At 66.5% G+C, this 25,069-nt stretch carries 22 protein-coding genes and 1 pseudogene; 7 read left to right on the top strand and 16 right to left on the bottom strand.

What is annotated here, in order from left to right; translation table 11 throughout:
• Positions 1-303, top strand: a 303-nt coding sequence (locus ACN8HC_RS14970) for a transposase (protein WP_490075630.1), incomplete at its 5' end; no start/stop codon positions are given.
• On the opposite strand, the pseudogene ACN8HC_RS14965 reads toward ACN8HC_RS14970, so the two are convergent.
• Positions 303-566, bottom strand: a pseudogene (locus ACN8HC_RS14965) (helix-turn-helix domain-containing protein); the annotation flags it as partial. The gene ACN8HC_RS14970 and the pseudogene ACN8HC_RS14965 sit on opposite strands and share 1 nt — an antisense overlap.
• A gap of 192 nt (positions 567-758) precedes the next feature.
• Between ACN8HC_RS14965 and ACN8HC_RS14960 the strand changes: the two are divergent.
• A complete protein-coding gene (locus tag ACN8HC_RS14960; RefSeq protein WP_188837875.1) occupies positions 759-1,373 on the top strand; it encodes a hypothetical protein in 615 nt (204 codons plus the stop codon).
• 268 nt (positions 1,374-1,641) lie between these two features.
• Here ACN8HC_RS14960 and ACN8HC_RS14955 read toward each other — a convergent pair whose 3' ends face one another.
• From ACN8HC_RS14955 to ACN8HC_RS14945, 3 genes are all read right to left on the bottom strand, one after another.
• Positions 1,642-2,736, bottom strand: a complete 1,095-nt coding sequence (locus tag ACN8HC_RS14955) for a hypothetical protein (RefSeq protein WP_490075629.1) — start codon at positions 2,734-2,736, stop codon at positions 1,642-1,644.
• A 76-nt stretch (positions 2,737-2,812) separates the two neighbouring features.
• A complete protein-coding gene (locus ACN8HC_RS14950; protein ID WP_188837873.1) occupies positions 2,813-4,012 on the bottom strand; it encodes a hypothetical protein in 1,200 nt (399 codons plus the stop codon).
• Positions 4,013-4,200: 188 nt separating this feature from the next.
• Complete coding sequence (locus ACN8HC_RS14945) at positions 4,201-4,971, bottom strand: hypothetical protein (protein ID WP_188837872.1); 771 nt, start codon at positions 4,969-4,971, stop codon at positions 4,201-4,203.
• 226 nt (positions 4,972-5,197) lie between these two features.
• Here ACN8HC_RS14945 and ACN8HC_RS14940 point away from each other — a divergent pair, with 226 nt between their 5' ends.
• The 4 genes from ACN8HC_RS14940 to ACN8HC_RS14925 all read left to right on the top strand — a co-directional run bounded on the left by ACN8HC_RS14940 (position 5,198) and on the right by ACN8HC_RS14925 (position 8,108).
• Positions 5,198-6,388: a sensor histidine kinase gene (locus ACN8HC_RS14940; RefSeq protein WP_490075628.1), complete on the top strand. Its 1,191-nt coding sequence runs from the start codon at positions 5,198-5,200 to the stop codon at positions 6,386-6,388.
• Positions 6,381-7,031 (top strand): response regulator transcription factor, encoded by a 651-nt coding sequence (locus ACN8HC_RS14935; protein WP_188837870.1) that lies wholly within the window; start codon positions 6,381-6,383, stop codon positions 7,029-7,031. Before ACN8HC_RS14940 ends, ACN8HC_RS14935 begins: the two co-directional genes overlap by 8 nt.
• Positions 7,032-7,255: 224 nt before the next feature.
• Positions 7,256-7,780 (top strand): protein NO VEIN domain-containing protein, encoded by a 525-nt coding sequence (locus tag ACN8HC_RS14930; protein WP_188837869.1) that lies wholly within the window; start codon positions 7,256-7,258, stop codon positions 7,778-7,780.
• Positions 7,781-7,805: 25 nt separating this feature from the next.
• The gene (locus ACN8HC_RS14925) at positions 7,806-8,108 is read left to right on the top strand and encodes an ArsR/SmtB family transcription factor (protein ID WP_188837868.1); all 303 of its coding nucleotides are present in this window, start codon (positions 7,806-7,808) and stop codon (positions 8,106-8,108) included.
• Positions 8,109-9,115: 1,007 nt separating this feature from the next.
• Here the strand turns inward: ACN8HC_RS14925 and ACN8HC_RS14920 are convergent.
• The 10 genes from ACN8HC_RS14920 to glyA all read right to left on the bottom strand — a co-directional run bounded on the left by ACN8HC_RS14920 (position 9,116) and on the right by glyA (position 21,347).
• Complete coding sequence (locus ACN8HC_RS14920; RefSeq protein ID WP_188837867.1) at positions 9,116-10,144, bottom strand: DUF4192 domain-containing protein; 1,029 nt, start codon at positions 10,142-10,144, stop codon at positions 9,116-9,118.
• Positions 10,145-10,416: 272 nt separating this feature from the next.
• Positions 10,417-11,631, bottom strand: a complete 1,215-nt coding sequence (locus ACN8HC_RS14915) for a tyrosine-type recombinase/integrase (RefSeq protein WP_188837866.1) — start codon at positions 11,629-11,631, stop codon at positions 10,417-10,419.
• Positions 11,632-11,950: 319 nt separating this feature from the next.
• The gene (locus ACN8HC_RS14910) at positions 11,951-12,484 is read right to left on the bottom strand and encodes a hypothetical protein (protein ID WP_490075627.1); all 534 of its coding nucleotides are present in this window, start codon (positions 12,482-12,484) and stop codon (positions 11,951-11,953) included.
• A 144-nt stretch (positions 12,485-12,628) separates the two neighbouring features.
• Positions 12,629-13,498: a formyltetrahydrofolate deformylase gene (gene purU / locus ACN8HC_RS14905; protein ID WP_490075626.1), complete on the bottom strand. Its 870-nt coding sequence runs from the start codon at positions 13,496-13,498 to the stop codon at positions 12,629-12,631.
• Between the two features lie 31 nt (positions 13,499-13,529).
• Positions 13,530-15,014 carry an L-serine ammonia-lyase gene (locus ACN8HC_RS14900; protein WP_490075625.1) on the bottom strand — a complete coding sequence of 495 codons (1,485 nt, stop codon included), beginning with the start codon at positions 15,012-15,014 and terminating at the stop codon, positions 13,530-13,532.
• Positions 15,014-15,622, bottom strand: coding sequence for a sarcosine oxidase subunit gamma (locus ACN8HC_RS14895; protein ID WP_490075624.1), 609 nt, complete (start codon positions 15,620-15,622; stop codon positions 15,014-15,016). Before ACN8HC_RS14895 ends, ACN8HC_RS14900 begins: the two co-directional genes overlap by 1 nt.
• Positions 15,615-18,497, bottom strand: a complete 2,883-nt coding sequence (locus tag ACN8HC_RS14890; RefSeq protein WP_490075623.1) for an FAD-dependent oxidoreductase — start codon at positions 18,495-18,497, stop codon at positions 15,615-15,617. The genes ACN8HC_RS14895 and ACN8HC_RS14890 overlap by 8 nt, the downstream gene beginning before the upstream one ends.
• Positions 18,494-18,787: a sarcosine oxidase subunit delta gene (locus tag ACN8HC_RS14885; protein ID WP_490075622.1), complete on the bottom strand. Its 294-nt coding sequence runs from the start codon at positions 18,785-18,787 to the stop codon at positions 18,494-18,496. The genes ACN8HC_RS14890 and ACN8HC_RS14885 overlap by 4 nt, the downstream gene beginning before the upstream one ends.
• Before the next feature lie 14 nt (positions 18,788-18,801).
• Positions 18,802-20,028 (bottom strand): sarcosine oxidase subunit beta family protein, encoded by a 1,227-nt coding sequence (locus ACN8HC_RS14880; RefSeq protein WP_490075621.1) that lies wholly within the window; start codon positions 20,026-20,028, stop codon positions 18,802-18,804.
• A complete protein-coding gene (gene glyA / locus ACN8HC_RS14875; RefSeq protein WP_490075620.1) occupies positions 20,025-21,347 on the bottom strand; it encodes a serine hydroxymethyltransferase in 1,323 nt (440 codons plus the stop codon). Before glyA ends, ACN8HC_RS14880 begins: the two co-directional genes overlap by 4 nt.
• Positions 21,348-21,443: 96 nt before the next feature.
• On the opposite strand from glyA, the gene ACN8HC_RS14870 reads away from it, so the two are divergent.
• Entirely contained in the window at positions 21,444-22,091 is a 648-nt protein-coding gene (locus ACN8HC_RS14870) for a GntR family transcriptional regulator (RefSeq protein WP_490075619.1), read from the top strand.
• Between the two features lie 7 nt (positions 22,092-22,098).
• Here the strand turns inward: ACN8HC_RS14870 and ACN8HC_RS14865 are convergent, their stop codons facing one another.
• A complete protein-coding gene (locus ACN8HC_RS14865; protein ID WP_490075618.1) occupies positions 22,099-23,754 on the bottom strand; it encodes an amino acid permease in 1,656 nt (551 codons plus the stop codon).
• Positions 23,755-23,804: 50 nt separating this feature from the next.
• On the bottom strand, positions 23,805-25,055 hold the full coding sequence (locus ACN8HC_RS14860) for a D-arabinono-1,4-lactone oxidase (RefSeq protein ID WP_490075617.1): 1,251 nt from the start codon (positions 25,053-25,055) through the stop codon (positions 23,805-23,807).
• Between the last annotated feature and the right edge of the window lie 14 nt (positions 25,056-25,069).

The raw sequence follows: 25,069 nt of genomic DNA, 5'->3' as shown, positions 1-25,069 counted from the left end.
GAGGACCGGCAACGTGGCCGCGAGCTCATGGAGAAGCTGATCACCGACCTCAGCGCCGGCGTCCCCAAGGTGCTCACCGAGCTCACCACCCTGGGCCGGACCCTGAAGAAGCGAGCCGCTGACGTGCTCGCCTACTTCGAACGACCCGGCACCAGCAACGGGCCGACCGAGGCGCTCAACGGACGGCTCGAACACCTGCGCGGCTCCGCACTAGGGTTCCGCAACCTGACCAACTACATCGCCCGAAGCCTGCTCGAGACCGGCGGCTTCAGACCCCAACTCCTACACCCCCGATTGGGATGAGCCTCCAACGACGCCCGAGTTTGCACGGCTTGATCCTTAAGAGCCTCGCTGATCCGGGACGGACTGGTCCTCGGCCGGCGGGACTTCGGTTCCAACACCGCCGCCTCACCCTCATCGCGGGCGCGAGCACGTAACGCGTAGAACGTTTTCCGCGAGATCTGATGCTCCGCGCAGAACGTGGTCACTGCACCACGCGGAGCATCAGGCGGCCAATGCGCGATCGCGAGACGCACACGAGGATCAACGGGCTCATTCTTCGACATCCGCCCATCCGAACCGACGAAGTGTCACCACCAACAATCGATCGGACTGTCACCGATGTCCTGAGGCAGAACTGTCACCGATGTCTTGCGACATGACACGCGTACCGGTCCAGCCAGTCCTCCGACCCTTCGACGAGCAGGCGTTGTGGGCCTGACTGGCGCTGGAGCTGCTGACCAAGGCAGCGCTTGCCAGTGTCTCCGCTGCTGATCGCCGAGCCGACGGAAGATGGTACGAACCGGCTGATCGCGAGCGGGCTGGTGGAAGGCGACGCGCGGTTCACGTCGGTCCGTGCCAAGACGCTGTACTCCCGCTGCCAGAAGGCATTCAAGCCGTTCGATGCGTCGGAGGCGAAGAAGATCACGTACGCGCGCAACGAGTATCTGCACGGCAGCGAAGCCGGGTTCACCTCGATGCCGCCGAGTGCGTGGTGGCCGCGCTACCGGACTCTTGCCGTCATCCTGGTCGCGGCGCTGGAGTGCGAGGTCGAGGATCTCGTCGGTGCGGACCGTGCCGGAACCGTGGAGCAGCACCTCGAACGGAACAAGAAGAACATTGAGCACCGCACTCAGATGCTCATCGAACGCGCGAAGGAACGGCTGGCGCAATGGGAGGCTGGCACTCTTCCGGCACGGATCGCCGCGCAGTGGACACCGGGTACCGACCTGACGGTGTCGATGAAGTATCGAGAATCGGCCACCTGCCCAGCCTGTGGGCGCGACGGTGAGATCGAAGGTGAGGACGCATCGGACACGAGAGTGCGGTACAAACGGTACAGCGACGAAGACTACGAGGCCGTGGTCGAGTGACAGTCCACGCGGACTACTTCTCCTGCAGAAACTGCGGGCTGGTGCTCGACAACTACGAGCTGATCGACCGAGCAGGCATTGAGACAACCTTCGAAGCGCAAGGGGACGAATCAGACGTCGCTGGTTATGAGGGAGATTACGGCAACGACTGACTCGAAGGCATAGGCGGCGGATCGGGCGCTCAACCCGATGCGCTCAACGGGTTGGCCGGAGCGTGCACGGATGGGACTGAGCCGGCGAACGAGTTGCGGGGCCGGACCCGGGGGTTCTAACGGCGAGGTTCGATCTGCAGCGGCCGACTGGCGTACGCGGGGCCGAGCATCAAGTCCCAGGGAGTAATGATGTCCCGCCGCGGAACCGAGACGCGCGCCTCGCGGTCGACGGCTGCGATGGCGGCGTCCCATTCCCGCCGCTCCGTGGCGGACATTCCGGCGTCCTCGTTGTTCTCATCGCACCAGCAGCCGAAGAGATCGTGTTGCGCAAGGTGGAATCTCCGCCAGGCGAGGATCGGATTGTTCGAACCCAGCCCCGTCGCGATGTGCGCTATGTGCCTGCTGCCGGTGAGAAGTTGCATATCGATGCCGTCGATTTCGAGGGGGCCGTCGTCGTGCATGGCCGAGTGGGCGATCTGGACGAGTTCTTTGTCCATGCCGTACACATCGTTGGCGTCGAGGATCATCCCGAACTGGGACTGCAACAGCGCGGTGTTGTTCCAGTGCTGCACCTCGATGTGGACCACCTTGTCCCCGAGGTAGAAGCTGCGTCCGGGGCTCAGCTGCAGCATCGCGAACGGGTGGATCGGTATATGAAGGATGCCCATTCCGTCGCCGGGCAACCACACATACCCCAGATCCGTGGTCACCAGCGGGAACGTGCTTTCGATGACCGTCCAGCGGGCGTTGAACACGAGGTGGTCGACGGTGCGCCAGAACGCCCGCCAACGTTCGCCGAGCGCATGGGACGAACTGCGGGTGTCGCTTGTTCCGAGTTCGGACCATGCAGGTGCGGCTAGGGATGGGTGGCGGATGAGCAGTCCGGCGACGAACGGTGCGACACCGATGACGAGAAGGTTCGCGTCCACCGCACCGGTTCGGATCACCTGAGCGCAGAACCCTTCCAGATAGCCAAGGACGCTCTCGGTCTTGGTCAGCGTCGGGTCCAGAGAGAGTCCGCCAGGATCACGGCTGTCGTAGAGATTCGCCTTCTTCTTCGATACGCCGACGTTCTGCGCGCGAGCACGCCAGATCGCCGGAACTCCACGTCGCGCCACCCAGACCCGCCGGCGGCGTGGTGCGAGGTTCTCGGCGTGGGGTTGGCCGAAGTAGCCGATGAAACCTGCTGGCATGTAGTGCTGCTTGCCCACCGGGTCATGGTCCCAGGCAGCACCGACACGTGCGCCGACTTGAGGTTCACGCCCGGGCCGGGCAGCTGATGCGCTGTCAGGTGGAGGACCCGAGGTGGTGATCAAGCCATGACAGGTATCGGCTGATCATCGTCTGCCGGTTCTCGGCCGCGTCCGTTGCCCGGACCTTCCCCCACGCACCCCGCCGGTGCAGGCTGTCCCGACCTGCGAGCAGTAATGCGGTGCGCGGGTAGACATGTCCTTGGGCGGCGATTCGGTCGAGCAGGTGCTGCTCCAGTTCGACCAGTGCGGCCACGGCCGCGTGCGCCTCGGCCTCCGAAGGGCGGTAGCCGCGGTGGATCACGTCGTTACGCCGGGTTGCGATGCTCGCGCGCCATCCACCGACCGGGCCGCGGCCGTGGCCACTGGCCCAGTTTCCTTTCAGCCGTGGCGCGAGGACCGAGCCAACGAGTGAGGCGGGTCTGACATCCGGGTCCATGCTCATCGCCGCCGTGGGGGAGGGGTCCGAGGTCAGCACCGCGGTTGCCTCCCACGTCAGCATCCAGGCGGTGTGCTTCAGGAGTATCTCTGCCGCCGCTGCGGCTTTCAGTACGCATTCGACGTAGTCGCCGTCGGTGTCGGCTGCCCGCATCGTATCCAGCTTGAATTCCAGGTACATCTCGGCCGGTTCGCGGGACCAGCCAGCCAGGATGAGCTGCTGCGCCTGCGCGGTCTGTTCGGGCGTGGCGGGGGAGGTGGCCCGGAAACCGTGTTCGACCACGACGATGTTGCGCGCGGTGTACGAGCCGTCGGCGGTCTCGTCCACGATCAGGTAGAGCGGCCAGACACGCTCGATGCTCACGTTGGGTGTGCGTGCCGCGGTCGCCAGGCGCAACGCGTTGACCGTGTCGTGCAGAAGCCGGAAACACCGCTGGTAGTGGTCGCTGGGATCCTCGCCATGGCGCCACCGGGAGCCGGTGACAGCGACGACCCGGCGGCGCGGAACGCTCTGCAGCGCGGGCGGACTCGAGCCTGTTCCGGTCAGCCGGTTCGCGACAGCGATCAGGTCCTGCAGCCCTTGGCCCATGCCCGCGTCGTCGGTGCCGTCGAAGACGAACAGGCGGCACACGTCGGCGACGCGGCAATCGTCTCCGGCACAACCTGAACGCTCGGCCTGAGCGGCGCACTCTGGCGGGTGGCGGAATATTGACCAGCCGGCGGCAGGTACGGGTACTTCGTCGCGCAGGCTCATCACGTAGTGGCGGCGAAACGGCCCGGCCTCCCCGGCTTCGGTCATGGCCTGATCGTTCCAGTTGGGGCACCACCGCGTTATGTCTTCGCCCGAACGCTGCGATCAGCCCGACTGATCCCGGGGCTTTCGCACCGATCGGGCTGACGACAGCGAAGACAGGACGTTGGTGACATTTGGTGGGCCGTCGCCCACACGCCTGTGGACGACGGCCCGCGGTCATCAGCTTCGGAGCGTCAGCGACCCGGCCAGGCCGCCGGCGCGTAGGCCCAGCCGAGATATCCCCCCGTCGGCGCGGGGCTGCCGAACACCTGGACAGTGCTGTGGTTGCCGCCGCCGGTCCACGCCCCGCCGGAGACGAATGTCCCATTGCCTCGGGACAGCATCACGTGACCGTATCCGTAATCCCACTGCGGACTTTCGGAGAAGACGAGCGCACCGGCCGGGATGCCAGTGGAACCGGTGTGGATCTGTCCCGCGGCGCGCAGCGCATAGTAGGCCGAGATCGCCGACGCGTAGCGTCCCGATGTCCCGTAGGCACGCTCAACGAAGAGCTCGCACAGGCCCGGGTAGCTCATCGAACCGACCTGCGAGTCCGCCCACGCCACAGCCCGGGTCGCTCGCGTGGACTGTGGAGCGCACGCGGCAGTGACCGGGTTGTCGGATCCGGTGTTGATGTCGACGTCGGCGACCCAGTATCCGTCGCTGACCTTGTACCAGAGGTTGTCCCAGCCGCCGGGGATCCAGGGGCTGTAGTAGCCCTTGACGTATTGGCCGCGCGAGTAGCACTGCAGGTTCAGGTGCGAGCCCTTGCCATACCAGCCCACCTGTGTCGTGTTCAGGGTGGGGCCGGCCATCCGCTGGGTGGTGGCCATCACCGTGTCGTTTGTGGTCGACGCGTGGGCCGAGGTTGCCGTGTTGAGCTGTACGCCCGCCACAGCGACCGAAGCGGCCGCCGCCAGCGCCGCGGCTTTGGCCAGCTGCCGTGGAATCCGGATCGCCTGCATGGGAATCCCCTTTCGTGACAACCTTTTCCGTGTCTCCCGCCCCCGCTGGGCCGGCGGTGGTTGCTGGCACCAGGATCGCCTCGGCGGCACGTCGTGAACACCCGGCGATAGCCAGGCTTCTTGCCCTCGACGCCCGTGGGGTGCGGGCAACCCGCGGGCTCGTCGGGTGCGTCCACCCGTCGAATCGAGGGTTCCCACAGGCCATGGTTGCCAGCAGAATCAGCACATGCTCGCCTCCGTCCTGCGACCGATTCAGCGGGCGGGTGTGTGGACCGACGGCCGGGCACGACAGGCGTCGGAGGCGAGCATCACCGTGGTGGCGGTGGTGGTGCGCGGCGTGGTGGTCATCACTGCGCTGGCCTCCGCGCCGGTCGCGCTGCGCACCACCCGCGACGATCTGGCCTATACGACGGTCGCGGTGCTGGCGTTGCTTGTGTCGTGCGGATTATGCGTCGACGCCCTGCGCAGGGCCAGGATGCGGGCCAGGCCGTGGGGTGTGGCTGACCTGGTGACCTGCCTGCTGTCCATCGTGGTGTGCAGTTCGGTCTCCTCACAGAGCACTTCGTGGATGCTCGGTCACTTCGACATGCCCTACGCGATCAACGCCGCTTCCCTGGCCGCGGGGTGGACCCGGTCCATGAAATGGTCACTGGCGATCTCGGCGACGATCGCAGCCACCCTGGTGGGGACCGCGGCGCTGTCGGACACGAGAACACTCGCGGTGACGCTGAGCTCGGCCTGCAACGTCGTGCTGTTCGGAGTGGGCGCGGCGATCGGTGCGGGCTATCTGCGACGACTCGGCGCGAGCTTTGACGAACTGCACCAGGAGATGCTCACTGCGACCAAACTACTGGAGCTCGACCGGTACCTGATGCAGGTCCACGACGCGTCGACGATGCTGCGGATGCTCGCCGACGAGGGCACGCCCGCCTCGACGCTGCCAGCGTTGCGCCAGCAGGCTCGCAAGGAGTCGCTGCGGCTGCTGGCGTATTTCATGAAGAAGGGGGCACCGGAACCACCCGGGTCGCCGGCGACTCTCGCCGGCGTCGTGCGTGCCGCGACCGAGGGCTTCACCGACCTGCCACTGGTAGTCCACACCGCGCTCGCCGAACAAGTCGCGCTCGGCCAGAAGCCGGCGCTGCTGCTGCTGCAACGAGCAGTTACCACCCTGCTGTACAACGTCCGGATTCACGCCAACGCGCGTGCGGTGACGGTGCACGCCGACCAGGAAGACCATGAATGGGAACTGACGGTCCACGACGACGGTGTCGGCTTCGAACCCGGTCCGTCCTCGTTCGGATTCGGGCTGCAGGAACAGGTATTCACCGCTCTGCAGTCCCGCGGAATCGGAGTGCGATTGGACTCGAGGCCCGGGCACGGCACCCTCGTCACGATCACCGGGGTCGTCAATGGCTGACCCGCGAACGCGCGTTGCGCTGATCGACGACCTGGCAGTGGTGCGGTCCGGGTTCGCCATCACCCATCCGGGCCTCGACGTCATTGACACATTCGCAGATACCGAGACCTTCTTGCGGAATCCGCCAGACGTTGACGTCGTGCTGGTCGATCTCAAGCTTGCGACGGGCGCGGCGGCGGGCGTCCAGCAGGCCCGGCCGGCGATCCGGTCCCTGGCTGCCGCAGGACACGTCGTCTGCATCTACACCGAGGAGACCCGCGACCCGGTGCTGGCGCTGTGCCTGCGCGCGGGGGCGCAAGGGATCACCCACAAGTACGACCCGCCGACGCTGACCACGCAGAACGTCGACCGGGTGGCCGCCGGTGGCTTCGTCATCAGCAGTTCGCTGGTGGGAGTGGCCGAATTACTGCAGCGGCACGGCAAGCTACCCGACATCACCGACAAGCAGCGCCAGGTGCTGCGGCTGCGGGCACGCGGCATCGGATGGAGTGACATCGCCGACCAGCTGTACATCGGCGTCGCGGCGGCGCACGACCGAATGAACGCGGTCAACGAGAAGTTCGCACGCTACCTGCAGTCGGCAACGCCGGCCGATATCGAGCGCGAATTTGGCCTCGGTACCGGAGACCTTCTCGACGACTGACGACCTGGCCCGAAGTCGTCGACGATGAGGGATACGTCGGCAGCGTTCAGTGGCGCGCCAGGCCCGGGCCTCATCAGAAGCTGTCCATCGACCAGACTGCTCTAGCTAATTCCGTGTTGCCGCCTAGGCGGTCTTGTGGCACGCCGCGACCAGAGACGTTCTGGAACGTGTGACCCCACAGAAACGGAGGACGCTGTCGGTAGGCCCTCGTAGTATCCCCGGACATGACGATGGTCGACCGGCGGAAGGTTGCCGACAAGCGTGCCATGGCGATCGTGCTGGGCTACGAACAACTTCACCGAGACCCAGTGTTCGATGTACACGAAGGCCTCAGCCAGGACGCGGACCGCATCCGCGAGGCAGCATCAGGCATAGACGTCAAGGATGTCCGTCTGTCGGCGGACGTGGTTGCGGGGGTCGCGCGGCAGGCTAGAGTCATCGAGGTCAAGAGCCGCGGCAGCAAAGGACCAATCCACGTACTCGACCGGCAGAAATGGACGTTCGAGACCCTCGGCGACCGCGCCTGGCTCTACGTCGTGTGGAACGTGACCCAGCCCAGCGACTACGAGCTGTGGGCGGTGCAGGACCCGAATCGGATGCCCTGGGTCATCACCAGACCGAACGAGCGTGAGCGCGGCACCTTCCGCGGCGTGCAACATGAAGCCATATACAAGCTGACGGACGACGACATCAATCGACTCGGAACCCAGCTCGACCTCACCGGCGTCACGCTCCCACCCAAAGAGTGACGCGTCGTACCTACACTCGTTGGCCATGCGGCCGATCGACAAACCAACCGCGGCGAGTCTGATCAAGCCGCTGTCGCACACCCGTGACTTCACACCGCTGGCGTCGGTGCTGCACGTCCTGGGCACGCCGGCCCGGCTCGAAACGGTCCAGATGCTGATGGGCGGGCCAGCCACGGCCGCGCAGCTGCCGGCCAGACTGGACGAGCTGCACATGCTCGAAGAGATCGGGCTGGTCACCTCCAGGAGGATCAGCAGACAGCGCCTGGAGTGGCGACTGAACCTGCCGGCGCTGGAACGGCTGTCGCGCAGCCTGTGGGAGGCGAAGTAGCGCCTCTCCAGCCAATGCTGTTGCTGGTCTCGTGCCATCGTCGAGATCAGTGTGCGTCGGGGCTGCCCCAGGTGCCCTACCGCACCCGGCGCAAATGGTGGGGGACCGCTCTGGTCAGCACATGGTCGGGCGAGGACGATTAGAACTTTCCAGTGACCGGGTCGCGAACGAATCGGTCGCGCTCGGCTGTGCTCGTCGGTCCGGTGTGGTCGTCCCGCGGTCGCGTCCCGGCAGCTTTCGACCGATCGGCGATGCCAAGCGTTTCGCGCATGAAGCTTTTGCCGTCGGCGAACGAGCGTCGGTCGGTGAGTGATGGTAAGCGACTCCCGGTTGTGCGCCCGGCTGTGCGTGCTGATGGGTGAAACCGTGTTTGGGCACTGCCGTACATTGTTCAGCTGCCAGTCCGCGCCGGCCAGCTTCATCTCGTCGGCGAGCGCGACGACATCCTCCATCTGGATCTGGGGGTCATCGGCACCGTGACCGATCAGGATTCTGGCGGCGATATCGCCGGGTCCGGCCCGCCTGGCGGCGCGGTTGCCGGCGACGCCTTCGCCGTACATGTCCGCAGCCAGCACGACGTACCCGAGTTGGGCGTAGCGGCGGGACTGCGTGCGTGCTTGTCGAGACCAGCCCCGCCGTGGATTAGCAGAACTCCACGTCGGGGATCCGGCTCTGCCTGGTTCCAGGAGAGCACGCCGGCCACGTTGGGCACGCTCGACCAGGTGTTGGAGCGCCTCGAGGTGGCGATGGCCGACACCGAAAACCGCTGGGCGAGATTAGGGGAGATTAGGGGGCACCTTGAGGCGAACAGCTCGGTGGTGGCCCATCCGTGCGAGAGCGGGAGTCAGTGGTCATGCGGTGGATAGATCACGTCGATGCCGAGCGGATCGTTCGTGCTCTCAATATGATTGGTGTGGAGGAACTCTCGCAGCGTGCTCTCAAGCTGCGATGGGGCGCTGGTTGTCTGCTCGGTCCGCACAGTTCGCCTGGTCGTGGTTGTGGTCAGGTCAACGTCGTGGTGCGGGCCCATCGTCGCCGGCGGATGGGGGTGGCACGTCTCGATGTCGACTTGTTCTCGGCGTATCCGCGGATTCTCGCTTCACATACACTTTGCTGTCCGGGTCGGGGGGCAACCAACCGGCGGGGTCGACGCCCGCTGCAACAGCAAGGCCGATCAGGTTGGCCAGCTCGTAGTGTCCCGGCACCTGTTCGAGAGCGAGTCGCGCCTGCATGCCGTCACCGCTGAGCCACAGTCCGAACGCCGTCAACGAGGCAGCGGGTGCGCGCGCTTCCTCAGGGCTTTGGGTCATGATCCCTTTCCAGAGCGCGGCGTGCGCGGCTGCGTGCTCGTGGGTGATCTCCGTGCACACGTGGTCGCGCAGTGGGATGACCTGCACGTCGCACAACAGCCGTGCGGCGTCGGACGTTTCCGGGAGTCGCCCGGTCGAGACGAAATTCACGATGGTGTGTGTCATCCAGCGCTGCTCATTGATCAGGGATCGTCGATCCCGGCCTGCCATCGCTGTGTGGTGGAACGCGTCGTTCATCGCCGCCGCTAGGTCCTTGCTGGGCGAGGGCTCAAACGACGCGCGCAACTGCGCCATCGAGTCATACGGTCGGGCCTGTCCCTCGTGGATAAACTCGACAGCGATGCGGTCGCGGTCCGTCTGGCTGACCGTCCCAACGTCGCCACTGTCGAGGTCCACCCAGGTATATCCGTCGGTCGCGACGCGCGTCCACACGTGGGCGCCGCTGTTCTGCAGCATCTGCGCTACCACTGACGAGGAAGTTTCCGCTCGCTCGTGATTGGCGAACGCAACGATGGCGACGCCGACGCCGTCATACCTTTGAAATTTGCGTGCTTCGTCGACCCACACGCTCTGATCATCGGGGACATGGCAAAGCATCGTCGGGCGGCGCGAATCGTCCTTCTGCAGCGGCATCACGACGAGCACATCTTCGGGACGGGCGCCGAGGAGGTGCGGCATCAGGGCGACCAGTCGCCCGTTGTCGATCAGGAGTTGCTTGTCGCTCATCGAACACTCCTTTCTTGTATCGGTGATGCGGATCCGTTGAGCGGATCCATCACCCACAGGGCGCTGCGGCATGGTGTGCGCTCAGGCAACGTGGGCTCCGACGGAAATACACCAGTCGTCGGCCGATTGCTTGATCTTGGTCAGTGTCCGAGCGGTTGTGTCACATTCACCGGGCGGTCGGGGTCGCGCTGCGGGTGGCGGTCGAGCTGGCGACCGGCCGCTGCGGCGATACCTTCGCCTTCGGCCAGCGACAGGAGCCGACGACAATCAGGTCACGGAGCGGTGGTGATCACCTTTGCCATGGCGTCGATCTGGGCCTGAAGTCGATCGGCTACGGCCTTGTCACGTTCGGCGGTTGAATGCTGATACCTGAGTGCCATGGTTGGCGTGGTGTGCCCTAGTCGGTGCTGCATTTCCTTCGGAGTCGCTTCTGCCTGGTCTCCAAGCGAGGCGGCAGTGTGCCTCAGGTCGTGCCAGTGAAACGCCGGGCGCCCGATCTCGACACGAGCGCGGTAGAAGCCGTAACCGTTCTTCGCGTACTTCTTCCGGCCTCGCTTCTCGATGCGCGGCTTGCTGCCGTACAGCGCGGAGGGTGCCAAGACCTCGCCATTGTCGGCTGGGAACACTAGCGAGTCTGCGGCGCTGGCAACTGTCTTCAGGTGGTCTGCGAGTGCGTCTATCACGACGGTTGGAACCGATATCGTCCGCTTGCCTGCGTTGGTCTTCGGTGCGCCAACGGACTTGACGCCGTTGGTCCGGGTCGCGCCACGGGCGATCCGTACGGTGCCCGCCCTGAGGTCGATATCGCGTCGACGTAACGCGACCGCCTCACCGAAGCGGAGACCGCCAAGGCCACACAGCAACGTCAGTGCGTAGTGCTTGGCGGGCATCGCATTGGCGAGCGCGAACAGTTCGGCGAGAGTCAGGGGCTCGGGCTCGTGCTTGACCTGCGCGATGCCACCGCCTTTGATTCGACAAGGCGACTTTCCGATCACGTCGTTATCGACCGCGTGGTTCATGATCGATGCTAGAACTTGATACGCACGGGCTCGTGCGGTCGGTGTCTTCTGCCCATACGAGTTGAACCAGGCGCGAACGTCTGCAGTGGTGATCGCGTCGATAGCGAGATCTCCGAACGTTGGCAGTAGGTGTCGTTTGAGCGCCAGTGTGTAGGCCGCGTGTGTGTTCGCTCGCAGGTCGTGTCGACCGTCGAGCCACGTCGTCGCGTACGTCCTGAAGATGTTCTGTGCCTCCGTGGCTTTAGCTCGCTTTGCAGCGGCGGCTCGCACGGCCGGAGGCGTCCAGGAGTCGGAACTGATGAGTCTCTTCTCGGCCACGAGCCAGGCGCGGGCATCGGTCTGTGTCAGGTAGGTATGCGGCGCCAGGTGCAGCGAGCCGAGATACTGATACCTCGCGCGGAACTTGCCGCTCGGGAGCTTCTGCACGCGTCCGAAGTCGCTTCTAGCCATGTGGTCGCTTGCCTCCACGGGGTCACTTACTGGGTCACTTCTAAGAGTATCTCTGTCACGTAGCGTCCACCTATGACCCTAGGCCTGAAAGTGCAAATAGCGCTGCAGCACAGCATGATTGACACATATCAGCAGGTCAGGCCGTGAGTGACCTTATGCTTGAGAGCCCCCTCCCAAAAGGGTTCGATCCCAGTATCGTCCACCAGCTCGAAACAGCCCCTGATGCTCGCGGAAATGCGAGGTCAGGGGCTGTTCGTATGCCTGGTGAGGTCGCCGACGGACACCTTTCGCTACTTCCTGGCATGCGTTGCTTCTCGGGCTGAAGTCTCCAGGACGATCAGTGGGCGAAAAACCCTGCCAGCGGACGCTGCTGCTCTCCCTGTGCGGCACCCAGGACCACCAGGGCCGCGGTGACGGCCGGGATGGCCCACTGACAAACGCGCAGCTGCTGCTGCGCAGAGCGCAGCTGCGGCGACGCATCCTCGCGTGGCTCAGTGGCTCCCTTGCCGCCTTGGTCGCTGAAGCGTTGCACCTTACTGCCCAAGTAGCCGCTGTATGCCGTCAACGCTATGCCGACACCGGTCAACGCCGTCTTGGTGTAGGTGTTTGTCCGAGCTTGCGACTGTATGCTCAGCCGGCTCTTGTTGCCACCGATCAGTCCCAACCCGCCCACGACATGGACGCCGATCGCGGCAGCGTTGACCGGTGCCCACCGCGCCCATCCTTTCGAGGAGATCCTGAGGCGTTCCTGCGGGTCCCGTGCATCGGCGGCCGCGCCGTTCAATCCGATCGCACCCATCAACGCCCCGCCGAACCAGACGGCCAGCCCGACGTCGTGCATGCTCCGTGACACCGTGTTCGTTTGCGACATGATTCATTCCCTTCCTGCGGACGACCGCTTCACCCGCCATGAAGACCAGTCCTTACCCGTCGGCCTGGGCGCACAACCCGTCAGCAGAGAATGACTGTCGACGTGCGGTGCCCGGCGGCATCCGGTGGCGCGGCAAGTTGTACGTCAGCGCAGGACGATCGTGCGTCGCCCCTGGGTGACGACTCGGCCCTCGCTGTGCCAGCGGACCGCATTCGAGAGGGCCTTGCACTCGGTGTCCCGGCCGGCGGCGACCAGGTCGTCCGGGCGATAGGCGTGGTCCACCTCCTGCACCTGCTGGGAGATGATCGGTCCCTCGTCGAGATCGCTGGTCACGTAGTGCGCTGTCGCGCCAACGGTTTTCACGCCCCGCTCGTAGGCCTGGTGATAGGGGCGCGCGCCCTTGAAGCTCGGCAGGAACGAGTGGTGAATGTTGATCGCCGGCACCGGCAGCCGGGTGATCAGGTCGTCGGAGAGGATCTGCATGTAGCGCGCAAGGACGAGCAGCTCCACGTCATACTCCGCCAGCAGCCGCAGCAGCTCCGCTTCGGCCTGCGGTTTGGTGTCGCGGGTGATCGGCACATGGTGGAACGGCACGCGATACCACTCCGCGATGTCCTGGTGGTCGGTGTGGTTGGAGCCGATCGCGACGATTTCGATCGGGAGTTCACCGATGCGGGTCCGGAAGAGGAGGTCATTGAGGCAGTGCTCGAACTTCGACACCATCACCAGCACGCGGGTCTTGCTGGTGGACCGGCGCAGCCGACACTCCAGGTGCCATCGCCGGGACAGCTCGGCCACGGAGGCTTGCAGTGGGTCGAGGCCGGGATCGCTCTCGCTGGGGAGCGCGAAATCGACGCGGGCGACATACGACTCGGAGAGCGCGTCGTCGAACTGCTTCAGCTCCCGGATGTCGGCCTGATAGCCGACGAGGAAGCCGGTGATCGCGTGCAGCAGGCCCGGCCGCTCCGGGCCGTTCAGCGTGAGAACGTAGCGATGGTCGGTGTTCTCGGCCACTGTCCGTCTCCGTTCGGGGGAAGCTGCGGGTTCAGCACTCGACAACGTTGACAGCAAGTCCGCCACGGCTGGTCTCCTTGTACTTGGTTTTCATGTCGAGCCCGGTCATCCGCATCGTCTCGATCGCCTGGTCCAGGTGCACCCGGTGCTCACCGTCTCCGCGCAGCGCGAGTCGGGCAGCGTTGATCGCCTTCATCGCGGCGATGGCGTTGCGCTCGATGCAGGGCACCTGCACCAGCCCGCCGACCGGATCGCAGGTCAGGCCCAGGTTGTGTTCGATGCCGATCTCGGCGGCGTTCTCCACCTGAGCGGGCGTGCCGCCCAGCACGGCGCACAAGGCGCCCGCGGCCATCGAGCAGGCCGAGCCCACTTCGCCCTGGCAGCCGACCTCCGCACCCGAGATCGACGCGCGTTCCTTGAACAGAATGCCGATCGCGGCAGCCGTCAGCAGGAAGGTGACCACCGCATCGTCGTCCGCGCCGTCGACGAATTCGGTGAAGTAGTGCAGCACTGCGGGGACGATGCCCGCCGCCCCGTTGGTGGGGGCGGTGACGACGCGTCCGCCCGAGGCGTTCTCCTCGTTNCCGTCGACGAATTCGGTGAAGTAGTGCAGCACTGCGGGGACGATGCCCGCCGCCCCGTTGGTGGGGGCGGTGACGACGCGTCCGCCCGAGGCGTTCTCCTCGTTGACCGCCAGCGCATACAGATTGACCCACTCCATGGCCCGCAGCGGGTCGTCGCCGCGCCCGGGGGCGTGCTTCTCCTCCAGACTGCGCAGCAGCGTCGGCGCGCGTCGCCGCACGCGCAGCGTGCCGGGCAGGAACTCCTCGTCACGGGTGCAGCCGCTGCGGACGCACTCCTGCATGACGTGCCAGATGCCCAGCAGCGCGGCACGGGTGTCGGCGGCCGGCCGGAAGGCGGCTTCGTTGGTCAGCATCACGTCCGCGATCGACGACCGCGTCTCGGCGCAGCGCTGCACCAACTCCAAGGCCGTGCCGAACGGCTGGGGGACACGGGTCTCATCGGCGCCCGAGGGCGCCGCGAGCTCCGCCGCGGAAAGCACGAATCCACCTCCCACCGAGTAGAACTCGGCTTCGGCGAGCGTGCTGCCTGCCGCGTCGAACGCCGCGAACCGCAGCCCGTTGGGGTGGCCCGCCAGCGCCTTCCGCCGGAACTCCAGGTCGGTGCTCAGGTCGAAATCGATCTCCTGGGTGCCGTCCAAGGGCAGCCGGCCGGTGCGCCCGATGCGGTCGAAGTCCGCGAACGCCGAGGTGACGTCCACGGTGGCCGGATCGGCACCGGTCAGTCCGAGAACCACCGCGCGGTCCGTGCCGTGCCCGACGCCGGTCGCCGACAACGAGCCGAAGAGCTGGACCTGGACACGGGTCACCGAGGGCGTGTGTCCCTCAGCGGTGAGGTCGCGGGCGAAGCGTGCGGCCGCGCGCATCGGACCCACGGTGTGGGAGGAGGACGGGCCGATGCCGATCGAGAAGAGGTCGAGCGCCGAGAGCGCCATCAGGTGAACTCTCGCATCCCGTCGAGCAGCCAGCGGGCGGTGTGGATCGCGAAGGAGGATCGGGGCATGATCCACCAGCGGTCCGGTTCCACGCGCCAAAGGATGACGCCGACTGATCCGAGCAGGGTCGCGACCGCCGTGCCCGCCGGGAACGCGACCTCGTCGAGATCGAGGCGGCAGGACTTGTCGAGCACCTGCTGAGCCGCAACGCCCTGGAGTTCCAAGGTGGTTCGGTTGGCCGACAGGTCGACCACCTGGCCGGGCAGACCCTCCAGGGCGCCGGCGAGCTGGTCGGTCAGTCGCGCCGGGTCCGGTCCGCCGTCGGCCTCGTCCGGTGCGATCAGCAGGAAGTCGTCCGGGCCGAGCCAGAGCACCCAACGGTTGTCGGCGAGCTCGGTCACGGCGCCCACGCGGGTGGGCAGCCCGCCGCCCAGCTCGGCTTCCAGGGCGTGTGCCGACGCGGTCCCCGGCACGGCCCTCAGCCCGAGCTGCGCGAGGAACGGGATCTCGCGCAGCTGGACCTCGGCAGAGCTTCCGGCGGACAGCTCGTCGGTCAGCCGGCTCAGCGGGCTCCGGCGCCGGTTCAGTACGGTTGCGCGGTCAGCCATCGCGACGCGCTCCTTCCTTGTCGTAGACAACCGAGTCGCCGACCAGCACCGGGAAGAACTTCCCGTTGTATGACGCGGTCAGCTGCTCGCCGATGCGCGACCGTCCGTCACGCACCAGCGCCAGGGCGAACGTGTGACCCAGCGCCTGGCTGCGGTAACTCGACGTCACATGCCCGAGCATCGGAATTGGTGTGCTGGCAATGCCGTTCAACGGTTGCGCTGGTGTGTCCTCGCGTGCGAGGACCTGGCTTCCTTCGGGCAGCAGCAGTTCCGGGTCGATCGGGTGCAGGCTGACCAGTTGCTTGCGGCCCTCCTCCACGTGCCCGGCACGTGCATAGGACCGCATGCCGATGAAGTCCTTCTTCTTCTTGGCGACGACCCAGTCCATCCCGAGGTCGTGCGGGGTCACCGTGCCGTCGGTGTCCTGCCCGACGATCGGGTAGGCCTTCTCGGCGCGGAGGACGTGCATCGTCTCGGTGCCGTACGGCGTGATCCCGAACTCCGCGCCCGCCTCCGTGACGTCCTCCCACGTGGCCTCGCCATACCAGCCGGCGACGTTGATCTCGTAAGCGAGTTCACCGGAGAAGGTGACCCGGGCGATCCGCGCCGGGATGCCGCTGGCGAGCACCGTGTCCCGGAAGGCCATGAACTCGAAGCCTTCCTTGGACACGTCGAGGTCCGGTGCCATCTTCGCGATGACGGCCCGGGAATTGGGCCCGGCAACAACGATGGTCGTCCACTGCTCGGTCACCGAGGTGAAGCAGACGTCCAGCTCGGGCCACTCGGTCTGGTGCCATTCCTCGAGCCACTCCAGCACTCCCGCTGCGCCACCGGTGGTGGTGGTCATGAGGAAGCGGTCGTCCGCCAATCGGAACGTCACGCCGTCGTCGAACACCATGCCGTCCGGGCGGCACATCACGCCATACCGCTGCTTCCCGACGGCGAGCTTGGCGAAGGCGTTGGTGTAGATGCGGTTCAGGAACGTGGCGGCGTCCTGGCCGCGCACCTCGATCTTGCCGAGCGTCGACCCGTCCATGTAGGCCACGTTCTCCCGGGCGGCGCGGCACTCCCGCGCCACGGCGGTCTCCATGTCCTCGCCGTCCTGCGGGTAGTACCACGGACGCTTCCACTGTCCGACGTCCTCGAACAGGGCGCCGTGCGCGACGTGCCAGGCGTGCGGCGGCGTGACCCGGGCCGGGTCGTAGAGCTCGCCTCGCGCGCGCCCGGCGAGAGCCGCGAAGGCGACCGGGGTGTAGGGCGGCCGGAAGGTCGTCGTGCCGATCGCTCCGGGGGAGGGCTTGCTCCGCTTCGCGTCCTGGCCGGGCTGCCCGGCCGGCACGCTCTCCAGATCCTCCTCGTGCAGCAACTGGCTGAGCAGGCCGATGGTGAGGACTCCGCCGATCTTGCCCTGGTCCAGACCGGTGCTGATCGAGGTGTAGCGCTTGACATGCTCCACCGAGCGCATCCCCGCGCCGACCGCTCGCACGACACCCGCCGCCGTCTCGTCGCGCTGCGGATCGACGAAATGCGTGTCCAGGCCGCCGTCAGGTGCCTTCACCAGCCACAGCGCGTCGGTCACGCCGGCGCGCTTGGCACGTTGCGCGAGGTCGATGGGCGCCGCGTCGCCGGACCCCGCAGCGGTGCCCTCGCCGATGCAGCCCTCGGTCCAGTAGGTCCCGGTCACCGAACCGGCGAGGGCCTGGCGGGCAACGGCGTCGCCGGGCAGGAACCCGGCGAGGTCGTCGTCCCAGAACAACGTTCCCTGCCGCTGCGAGTGGAGGTTGAGGTTGGGCGACCAGCCACCGGACACGGCGAGCAGATCGCAGGGCAGCTCCTCGAACGCGGCCGGTTCGTCACCGGTCGCGGCGATCCGGACGGCGCGCAACTGGTCCTCGCCGACGGCCTCGACGACCACCGTCCCGTGATGTACATCCACGCCGTCGGGGTCCGCGACGCCCGCCGTGGCGCGGCTGTCGATCAGGTCGACGTGCGCGCCGTGTGCGGCCAGGTCGGCGGCGACGGGGTATGCCGAGTCGTTCGTGGTGAAGACGACGGCTCGCTCGCCGGCGAGCACGGCATGCCGGCCCAGATACTGCTGCACGGCGGAGGCCAGCATGACACCGGGCAGGTCGTTGCCGGCGAAGACGAGAGACCTCTCGAATGCGCCCGGCGCGAGCACCACCCGTCCGGCGGTGATGTGCCACACGCGCTGCCGGGAAATCCCGGGTCGCGTGGATTCGGTGCGCTTCTCGAGCGCCAGCAGGTAGTTGTTGTCGAAGCTGCCGAAAACGCTGGTCCGAGTGAGGATTCGGCAGTTGTCGGCTGCCCGCAGCTCGGCGGCGATCTGAGCAACCCACTCGCTGGCCGGCGTGCCCTCGACCGGCTCGTCCGGGCGGCCCAGCAGACTCCCGCCGAGCGCGAAGTCCTGCTCCAGCAGGGTCACCCGCGCGCCGGTTGCGACCGCGGCACGGGCCGCGGCGAGCCCCGCCGGACCCGACCCGATGACCGCGATGTCGGTGTGGACGTGCATGTGGTCGTACTCGGCCGGGTCGACCGACTGGTCGAGCGTGCCGATCCCGTCCTCCCAGGTCAGCTGTTGCCCGTCGGCCAGCTCCAGCGTCGTCGCCGGGAGCATGGACTCGCCGTACGCGCCGGCTGACCTGACGAAGGCGTTGGGCTCCTCGACTCCGCTGGTCATGACGCCGCGCGGCCGCCCGCGGTAGATCGAGTTCCCCACTCGGGCAATGCCGTTGGCAAGCGCTGCCGACGCGGCTGTGTCGCCGGCGAGGCCCTCGTAGGTGGTGCCGTCGAGGGTGAACCGAAGCCGTCGATCACGGTCGACGAGACCGCCGGTGGACAGACGACGCGACGTCATGCCTGCGCTCCTTCGGGTTGGGTGGTGGGGGTTGCGGCACCGACATACGTCCCGCTGATCTCGTAGGTGCGGGTGTCGCGGACGGCGTTGAACCACTTGCGGCAGCCGGCTGAGTGCGCCCACCGCTCGCGGTAGCTGCCCTTGGGGTTGTCGCGGTAGAAGAGGTACTGCGCCCACTCCTCGTCGGTCAGCGCGGACGGATCCTCCGGATAGGGCACGTGTGCTTGCCCGCCGTAGTGGAACTCGTCCTCGGGCCGCTTGCCGCAGTAAGGACATTCGATGATCAGCATGGTGATCCTGCCTCTCAGTGAGCCACGGCGGCGGCGCCGTGCTCGTCGATCAGTGCACCGGTGACGAACCGCTCGAGCGAGTAGGGCCGGTTGAGGGGATGCGGTTCGTTGTGGGCGATGGTGTGCGCGTAGGCCAGGCCGGCGCCGGGAACGGCCTTGAAGCCGCCGGTGCCCCAGCCGCAGTTGACATACATGCCGTCCACCGGCGTCAAGCCCATGATCGGGGACGCATCGAGGGTGACGTCGACGATGCCGCCCCAGGTGCGCAGCAGGTGCGCACGGGAGAACGCCGGGAAGAGCTCCACGGCCGCCGACATCTGATGTTCGATGACGTGGAACGAACCGCGTTGGCCGTAGCCGTTGTAGGAGTCGACACCGGCGCCCATCACCAGCTCGCCCTTGTGCGCCTGCGAGACGTAGACGTGGACGTGGTTGGACATGACGACGGTCGGGTGGATCTGCTCGTGGAGCTCGGAGACGAGCGCCTGGAGCGGATGCGACTGGATCGGCACCCGGAAGCCGGCCAGCTCGGTCAGCGTGGAGGTGTGCCCTGCGGCCGCGAGTGCCACCCGGTCGGTGTGGATGTCACCGCGGGTGGTGCGCACACCGGTGACCCGCTCGCCGTCCATGATGAAACCGGTGACCTCGCAGTTCTGGATCAGGTCGACGCCCAGCTCGCTGGCGCGCCGGGCGTATGCCCAGGCGACCCAGTCGTGCTTGGCGATCCCTGCGCGCGGCTGGTATGTCGCACCCATCACCGGATAGCGAATTCCGCCGTCGATGTTAATGATCGGGCAGATCTCCTTGACCTGCTCGGGCGTCACGAACTCGGCGTCGACGCCATTGAGCCGGTTGGCCTCGACACGTCGCACGGAGTCGCGCACGTCCTGCAGGGTGTGGGCGAGGTTGAGCACGCCGCGCTGGGAGAAGAAGATGTCGTAGCCCAGTTCGTCCTCCAGCCCTTCCCACAGCTTCAGCGACTGCTCGTACATCGCTGCCGACTCGTCCCACAGGTAGTTGCTGCGGATGATCGTGGTGTTGCGGGCCATGTTGCCGCCGGCGAGCCAGCCGCGCTCGAGCACTGCGACGCGGGTGATGCCGTGGTTGCGGGCCAGGTAGTAAGCGGTGGCCAGCCCGTGCCCGCCGCCGCCGATGATGACGACGTCGTAGCGGTCGCTCGGGTCCGGGTTGTGCCAGAGAAACTTCGGGTGCGAGGGCAGCTCGCGCTGGCTCTGGCTCATGCTGGCGTGTCCTTCGGGGTCAGAGTGGGGTAGAGCGGGTGACGCCGGGCGAGCGTGGCCACTCGGCCCTGCAGCTCCTCGGCCACCGCGTCGATGTCGTCGGCGATCAGGGTGCGCGCGATGATGTCGGCGACCTCCCGGAAGTCCTCCTCGGTGAACCCGCGGGTGGCCAGTGCCGGCGTGCCGATCCGCAAGCCCGAGGTGACCATCGGCGGTCGCGGGTCGTTGGGGACCGCGTTGCGGTTGACCGTGATCCCGATGCGGTGCAGCCGGTCCTCGGCCTGCTTGCCGTCCAGCGCCGCGTTGCGCAGGTCGACCAGCACCAGGTGCACGTCGGTGCCGTTGGACAGCACCTGCACGCCGGCATCCTTCGCGTCGTCCTGCAGGAGGCGCTCGGCGAGCAGGCGGGCGCCGGCGAGAGTGCGCTGCTGCCGGTCGGCGAACTCCGGACCGGCGGCGGCCTTGAACGCGACGGCTTTCGCGGCGATGACGTGCTCGAGCGGGCCGCCCTGCATGCCGGGGAACACCGCCGAGTTGATCTTCTTGGCGAGCTTGGCGTCGCCCGTCAGGATGATGCCGCCGCGCGGGCCGCCGAGGGTCTTGTGGGTGGTGCTGGTCGTGACGTCGGCATACGGGACGGGATTCGGGTGCAGCCCGGTGGCGACCAGCCCGGCGAAGTGCGCCATGTCGACCATCAGCAGCGCGCCGACCTCGTCGGCGATCGCCCGGAAGGCGGCGAAGTCCAGCACCCTGGGGTATGCCGACCAGCCCGCGACGATCAGCTTGGGGCGGTGCTCGCGGGCGAGGCGGCCGACCTCCTCCATGTCGACCAGCCCGTCGTCACCCACGTGGTAGGGCACGACGTCGAACATCTTGCCGCTGTAGTTGATCCGCATGCCGTGCGTGAGGTGACCACCGTGCGCCAGGTCCAGCCCGAGGATGGCGTCGCCCGGCTCCAGCAGGGCGAAGTAGACGGCGGTGTTGGCCTGCGCGCCCGAATGCGGTTGCACGTTCGCGTATTCAGCGCCGAAGAGGTCCTTGACCCGGTCGATCGCGAGCTGCTCGATGACGTCGACGTGCTCGCAGCCGCCGTAGTAGCGCCGGCCGGGATAGCCCTCGGCGTACTTGTTGGTCAGCACCGAACCCTGCGCCTGCATGACCGCAACCGGCGCGAAGTTCTCGGAGGCGATCATTTCCAGGGTCTGCTGCTGGCGGGCCAGCTCGTCGTCGATCGCGGCGGCGATCTCGGGGTCGAAGTCAGCGAGTGCTGAGTCGAGGGTCGGGGTCACGCACGGCACGGGGCCGGTGGTTGTTGCCACAGCTGCTCCTAATATCGCCGACAACTGATATATTAGATGTGGATTAAGGTATGGATTCCGGATCCGTTTGTCAATGCCTGGGGAGAGTGATCGTGGATGACGACGTCAGTCGAGGGCCCGTCGATGACCGAGCTCGCCTATCAGGGGCTCAAGGAGCGCCTCGTCCTGCTGGACATCCGGCCGGGCGAGGCGCTCAACGAGCAGGAGCTGGCCGGGTACTTCGGCGTGGGTCGCACACCCTTGCGCGAGGCGCTCAAGCGACTGGAGTCCGACCACCTCATCGTGACCTATCCGCGCCGTGGCACGTTTGCCAGTCCTGTTGACATCACAGCGCTTTCGGAGATCTCGGAGATCAGGCGAGCACTGGAGCCACTGGCCGCCGAAGCGGCCGCCGAGCGGAAGGCGGGCGACGACGAAACCGAGTTCCGGCGGCTCGCCGCTGCTCTGGCGGCGTTGGCACCCGGTACGTCGGCGCGCGACCACATGGACTGGGACCTGCAGGTGCACCGGGCGATCTACCGGGCGACGCACAACCAGCACCTGGAGACGGCGCTCGTGCGGTACGGCAATCTGGCGACCCGCATCTGGTCCGTCGCCGCGCCCAGGTTGGCGGACGTCGGCGCGCACGTCCAGGAGCACATCCAGTTGCTGGAGGCGATCGAAGCGGGCGACGGACGCCGCGCCGCGAAGCTCATGCGGGAGCACATGACGGACTTCGAGACGCGGATCCGCACTGTCCTGTGATGGTGGTTCAGCCGACCTCATCGTGCTGAGAGGCCGGCACCCGGTGGTGCGGGTGATGCTGGCTCCATTCGGCACTCAGCTCGTCGGCCGAGGACAGACCGGCGGGTAGGTCGACGGTTGCGCGCGGACCGGTGTAGACGTGCTTGACCCACAGCTCCCAGATCGCCCAGAGCACCAGCAGTGTGCCGCCGACCACCAGCGGGGTGTAGTTGACGTACTTCCAGGAGAATCCGGCCATCCACGGGACCCCGCCGGCCGAGCTCGGCATCAGGGCGATGAGGGTGGTGACGCCGATCTCGACGACAGCGAGCGGACACAGCCACCGGTAGTGCCGGCCGATGCTCCACGTGCCGATCGTGAAGTCGTCGCCCTTGCGCCAGCGCAGGAAGATCGGGATGGCGAAGGCAAGGTAGAGGCCGACCACACCGATCGTCACGACCGCGTTGAATGCCACCGGGACGGGTGCGCCGTTGATGTCGACCCGAACCAACGCCGGCAGGGTGATCAGCACGGCGAGCGCGGCCACCAGCAGGACACTGAGGTAGGGAACGCCCTTGCGGGACAAGCGGGTCCAGTAGTGGGCGAGCGGCACTGCGCCGTCCCGGCTGAAGGCGAACAGCATGCGTGTCGTGGAGGTCATGCAGGCCATCGCGCAGAACAGCTGACCGATGGTCGAGATGATCAGGACCAGGCCGAACCAGGGCTGACCGAGGGCCTGCTGCAACACGACGACGGAGCTGCCACCGCTCTTGGTCACTGCGCCCGAGTCCTTGATCGCGAACAGCATGGCCAGCAGCAGCACCCAGCCGGCGATCGCCGAGTAGAGGATCGCGCGCCAGATGCCCTTCGCCGCCGCGTCGGACGCCCCGACCGTCTCCTCGGACATGTGGCAAGAGGCGTCATACCCGGTGATGGTGAACTGCGGCAGGATCATCGACAGCGGCAGGACGATGAAGATGAACGCCATACCCGAGGTGCTCCCGTGGAAGAAGCCGGTGTTGTTGACGCGCTGCAGGAAAACCTCGGACACGCTGGCGTGGTGGCCGGGCACGAACACCAGGATCGCGATGATCGCCGCGACCCCGACCACGTGCCACCAGACCGAGATGCTGTTCATGATCGCCAGCAGGTGGCTGGAGAAGATCGACACGATCGTCACGAGCACGAGCAGCACCACGAAGATGAGGAACAGCCGATCGAGTGAGTAGCCGCGCGCCCAACTGTCGCTGTATGCCGAGATCGTCACGTCGACGAACGTCGCTGCGCCGTACGCCACCGCCGCCACGATGCCGAGCAGGCCGAGGAAGTCCAGCCAGCCGGTGAAGTAGCTGGATTTGATGGAGCCCAATTTGGCTGACCAGTAGTACATTCCGCCGGAGGTGGGCATCGCGGAGACCAGCTCGCCCATGCAGAGGCCGACAACGATGATCAGCAGGCTGACCAGTGGCCAGCCCCACGAGATCGCCATCGGGCCGCCGTTGTTCCAGCCGATGAAAAAGCTGATGAACGGGCCACTGAGGATCGAGATGACGGAGAACGAGATGGCGAAATTGGAGAACCCGGAGAACGAGCGTTTGAGCTCGCTCTTGTAGCCGAGCTCGGCGAGCTTGCGGTCGTCGGACGACGCGCAGTCGTCGGGCGCCGTGCGGTGGATGGCGGACATGTCGCTCCTAGGGTGGAGGGCTGGTCGATGGCGAGTAGAGCTGTGCGGCGTCAGCCGAAGAGCGGGCTCAGATGTTCGTTGAGGAAGTGACCCCGCGGGTCGAGTTTTTCGCGCAGCAGTCGGAAGTCCGCCGCCTTCGGGTAGAGCCGGGTGACGTCGTCGCCGGTGAGGAAGTGCATCTTTCCCCAATGCGGCCGTGAGCCGTACGAGCGCAGGATTTCGTCGACGGCGCGCAGGTAGTCCCAATAGTCCAGCCCTGGCTGGCCCGAGACCGAAACCGTGACGCTGTCCTGCCCGTGGAACGGGCTCATCCACCCGCTGTCGCCGGCGGTGAACCGGTACTCGATGGGGTAGAGCGCGTCGGGGAAGTCGGTCAGCATCAGTTCGCGGACAGCACGTACCGCGTCCTTCCCGTGTGCGACCGGCACGGCGTATTCGAGTTCGTGGAAGTTCGGGACGTAGGTGATGGGATAGACGTCAGAGCTGTAGGCGACCTTCTCGAACTGCGTTTCGAAGGGCGCTTCGTCGGTGATGTCCATCACCTTCATCTCGCACACGTCCGCAACCCGGCCGGTGGCGGAGGTCTCCGCGGTGTCGGGCAGGCAGTAGAGATGACGGCTCTCCGCCGTCGGACACCAGAAGAAGCCGAAGTGGCGATGTTCGGCGGCGAGTTCGTCGTGTCGCTCCATCGCCGACGCGAAGTCCTCGCGCCAGATGCGCTCATGGAGGTTGTAGGCATCCATGACTTGAAGGGTCATTTCGGAAATGACACCGAGGGTGCCGAGCGAGACGCGCGCGGCGTCCAACACATCGCTGTCCGACTCGTCGACAGTGAAGATGCTGCCATCGGGTTGCACCAGCTTCATTCCGACGATCGCGGACGCCATGTTTCCGAGTGTTGCCCCGGTCCCGTGTGTCCCGGTGGTGAGCGCTCCGGCGACTGCTTGGGAATCGATGTCCCCTTGGTTGATCATCGACAGTCCGTTGCGCTTCAGGACCGCGACCACCTCGTTGATGGTCGTCCCCGCGCCGACCGTCACCCGACGGCTCTCCGGATCGAGGTTCTTGACGCCGTGCATCTGCGACAAGGTGAGGTGCAAGCCGTTGGTCAACGCGACCGGAGTGAACGAGTGGCCGGATCCAGCGGCGCGCACGTTCAGCCCGCGTGACGTCGCGTCGGCCACTAGTGAACACAACTCGTCCTCGGTGGTGGGGGCCCCGGTCTCCTGGCGAATGCACGACTGGTTGCCCACCCAGTTGCGCCAGTGCTTCTTCTCGGGATGGAACTCGTTGATCTCCATGCTGTTCCGCTCCT

The sequence above is a fragment of the Flexivirga sp. YIM B11880 genome, from assembly GCF_058148645.1.
The sequence above is the reverse complement of the archived record's forward strand: the minus strand, read 5'-3'. Positions and strand labels throughout refer to the sequence as shown.

What these genes read in the sequence shown, in the direction of transcription:
- ACN8HC_RS14950 (WP_188837873.1), bottom strand. Translation starts at nt 4,012, where the DNA reads ATGACCGAAGCCGGGGAGGCCGGGCCGTTTCGCCGCCACTACGTGATG.
- ACN8HC_RS14945 (WP_188837872.1), bottom strand. Translation starts at nt 4,971, where the DNA reads ATGCAGGCGATCCGGATTCCACGGCAGCTGGCCAAAGCCGCGGCGCTG.
- ACN8HC_RS14940 (WP_490075628.1), top strand. Translation starts at nt 5,198, where the DNA reads ATGCTCGCCTCCGTCCTGCGACCGATTCAGCGGGCGGGTGTGTGGACC.
- ACN8HC_RS14935 (WP_188837870.1), top strand. Translation starts at nt 6,381, where the DNA reads ATGGCTGACCCGCGAACGCGCGTTGCGCTGATCGACGACCTGGCAGTG.
- ACN8HC_RS14930 (WP_188837869.1), top strand. Translation starts at nt 7,256, where the DNA reads ATGACGATGGTCGACCGGCGGAAGGTTGCCGACAAGCGTGCCATGGCG.
- ACN8HC_RS14925 (WP_188837868.1), top strand. Translation starts at nt 7,806, where the DNA reads ATGCGGCCGATCGACAAACCAACCGCGGCGAGTCTGATCAAGCCGCTG.
- ACN8HC_RS14920 (WP_188837867.1), bottom strand. Translation starts at nt 10,144, where the DNA reads ATGAGCGACAAGCAACTCCTGATCGACAACGGGCGACTGGTCGCCCTG.
- ACN8HC_RS14910 (WP_490075627.1), bottom strand. Translation starts at nt 12,484, where the DNA reads ATGTCGCAAACGAACACGGTGTCACGGAGCATGCACGACGTCGGGCTG.
- ACN8HC_RS14895 (WP_490075624.1), bottom strand. Translation starts at nt 15,622, where the DNA reads ATGGCTGACCGCGCAACCGTACTGAACCGGCGCCGGAGCCCGCTGAGC.
- ACN8HC_RS14890 (WP_490075623.1), bottom strand. Translation starts at nt 18,497, where the DNA reads ATGACGTCGCGTCGTCTGTCCACCGGCGGTCTCGTCGACCGTGATCGA.
- ACN8HC_RS14885 (WP_490075622.1), bottom strand. Translation starts at nt 18,787, where the DNA reads ATGCTGATCATCGAATGTCCTTACTGCGGCAAGCGGCCCGAGGACGAG.
- ACN8HC_RS14880 (WP_490075621.1), bottom strand. Translation starts at nt 20,028, where the DNA reads ATGAGCCAGAGCCAGCGCGAGCTGCCCTCGCACCCGAAGTTTCTCTGG.
- ACN8HC_RS14870 (WP_490075619.1), top strand. Translation starts at nt 21,444, where the DNA reads ATGACGACGTCAGTCGAGGGCCCGTCGATGACCGAGCTCGCCTATCAG.
- ACN8HC_RS14865 (WP_490075618.1), bottom strand. Translation starts at nt 23,754, where the DNA reads ATGTCCGCCATCCACCGCACGGCGCCCGACGACTGCGCGTCGTCCGAC.
- ACN8HC_RS14860 (WP_490075617.1), bottom strand. Translation starts at nt 25,055, where the DNA reads ATGGAGATCAACGAGTTCCATCCCGAGAAGAAGCACTGGCGCAACTGG.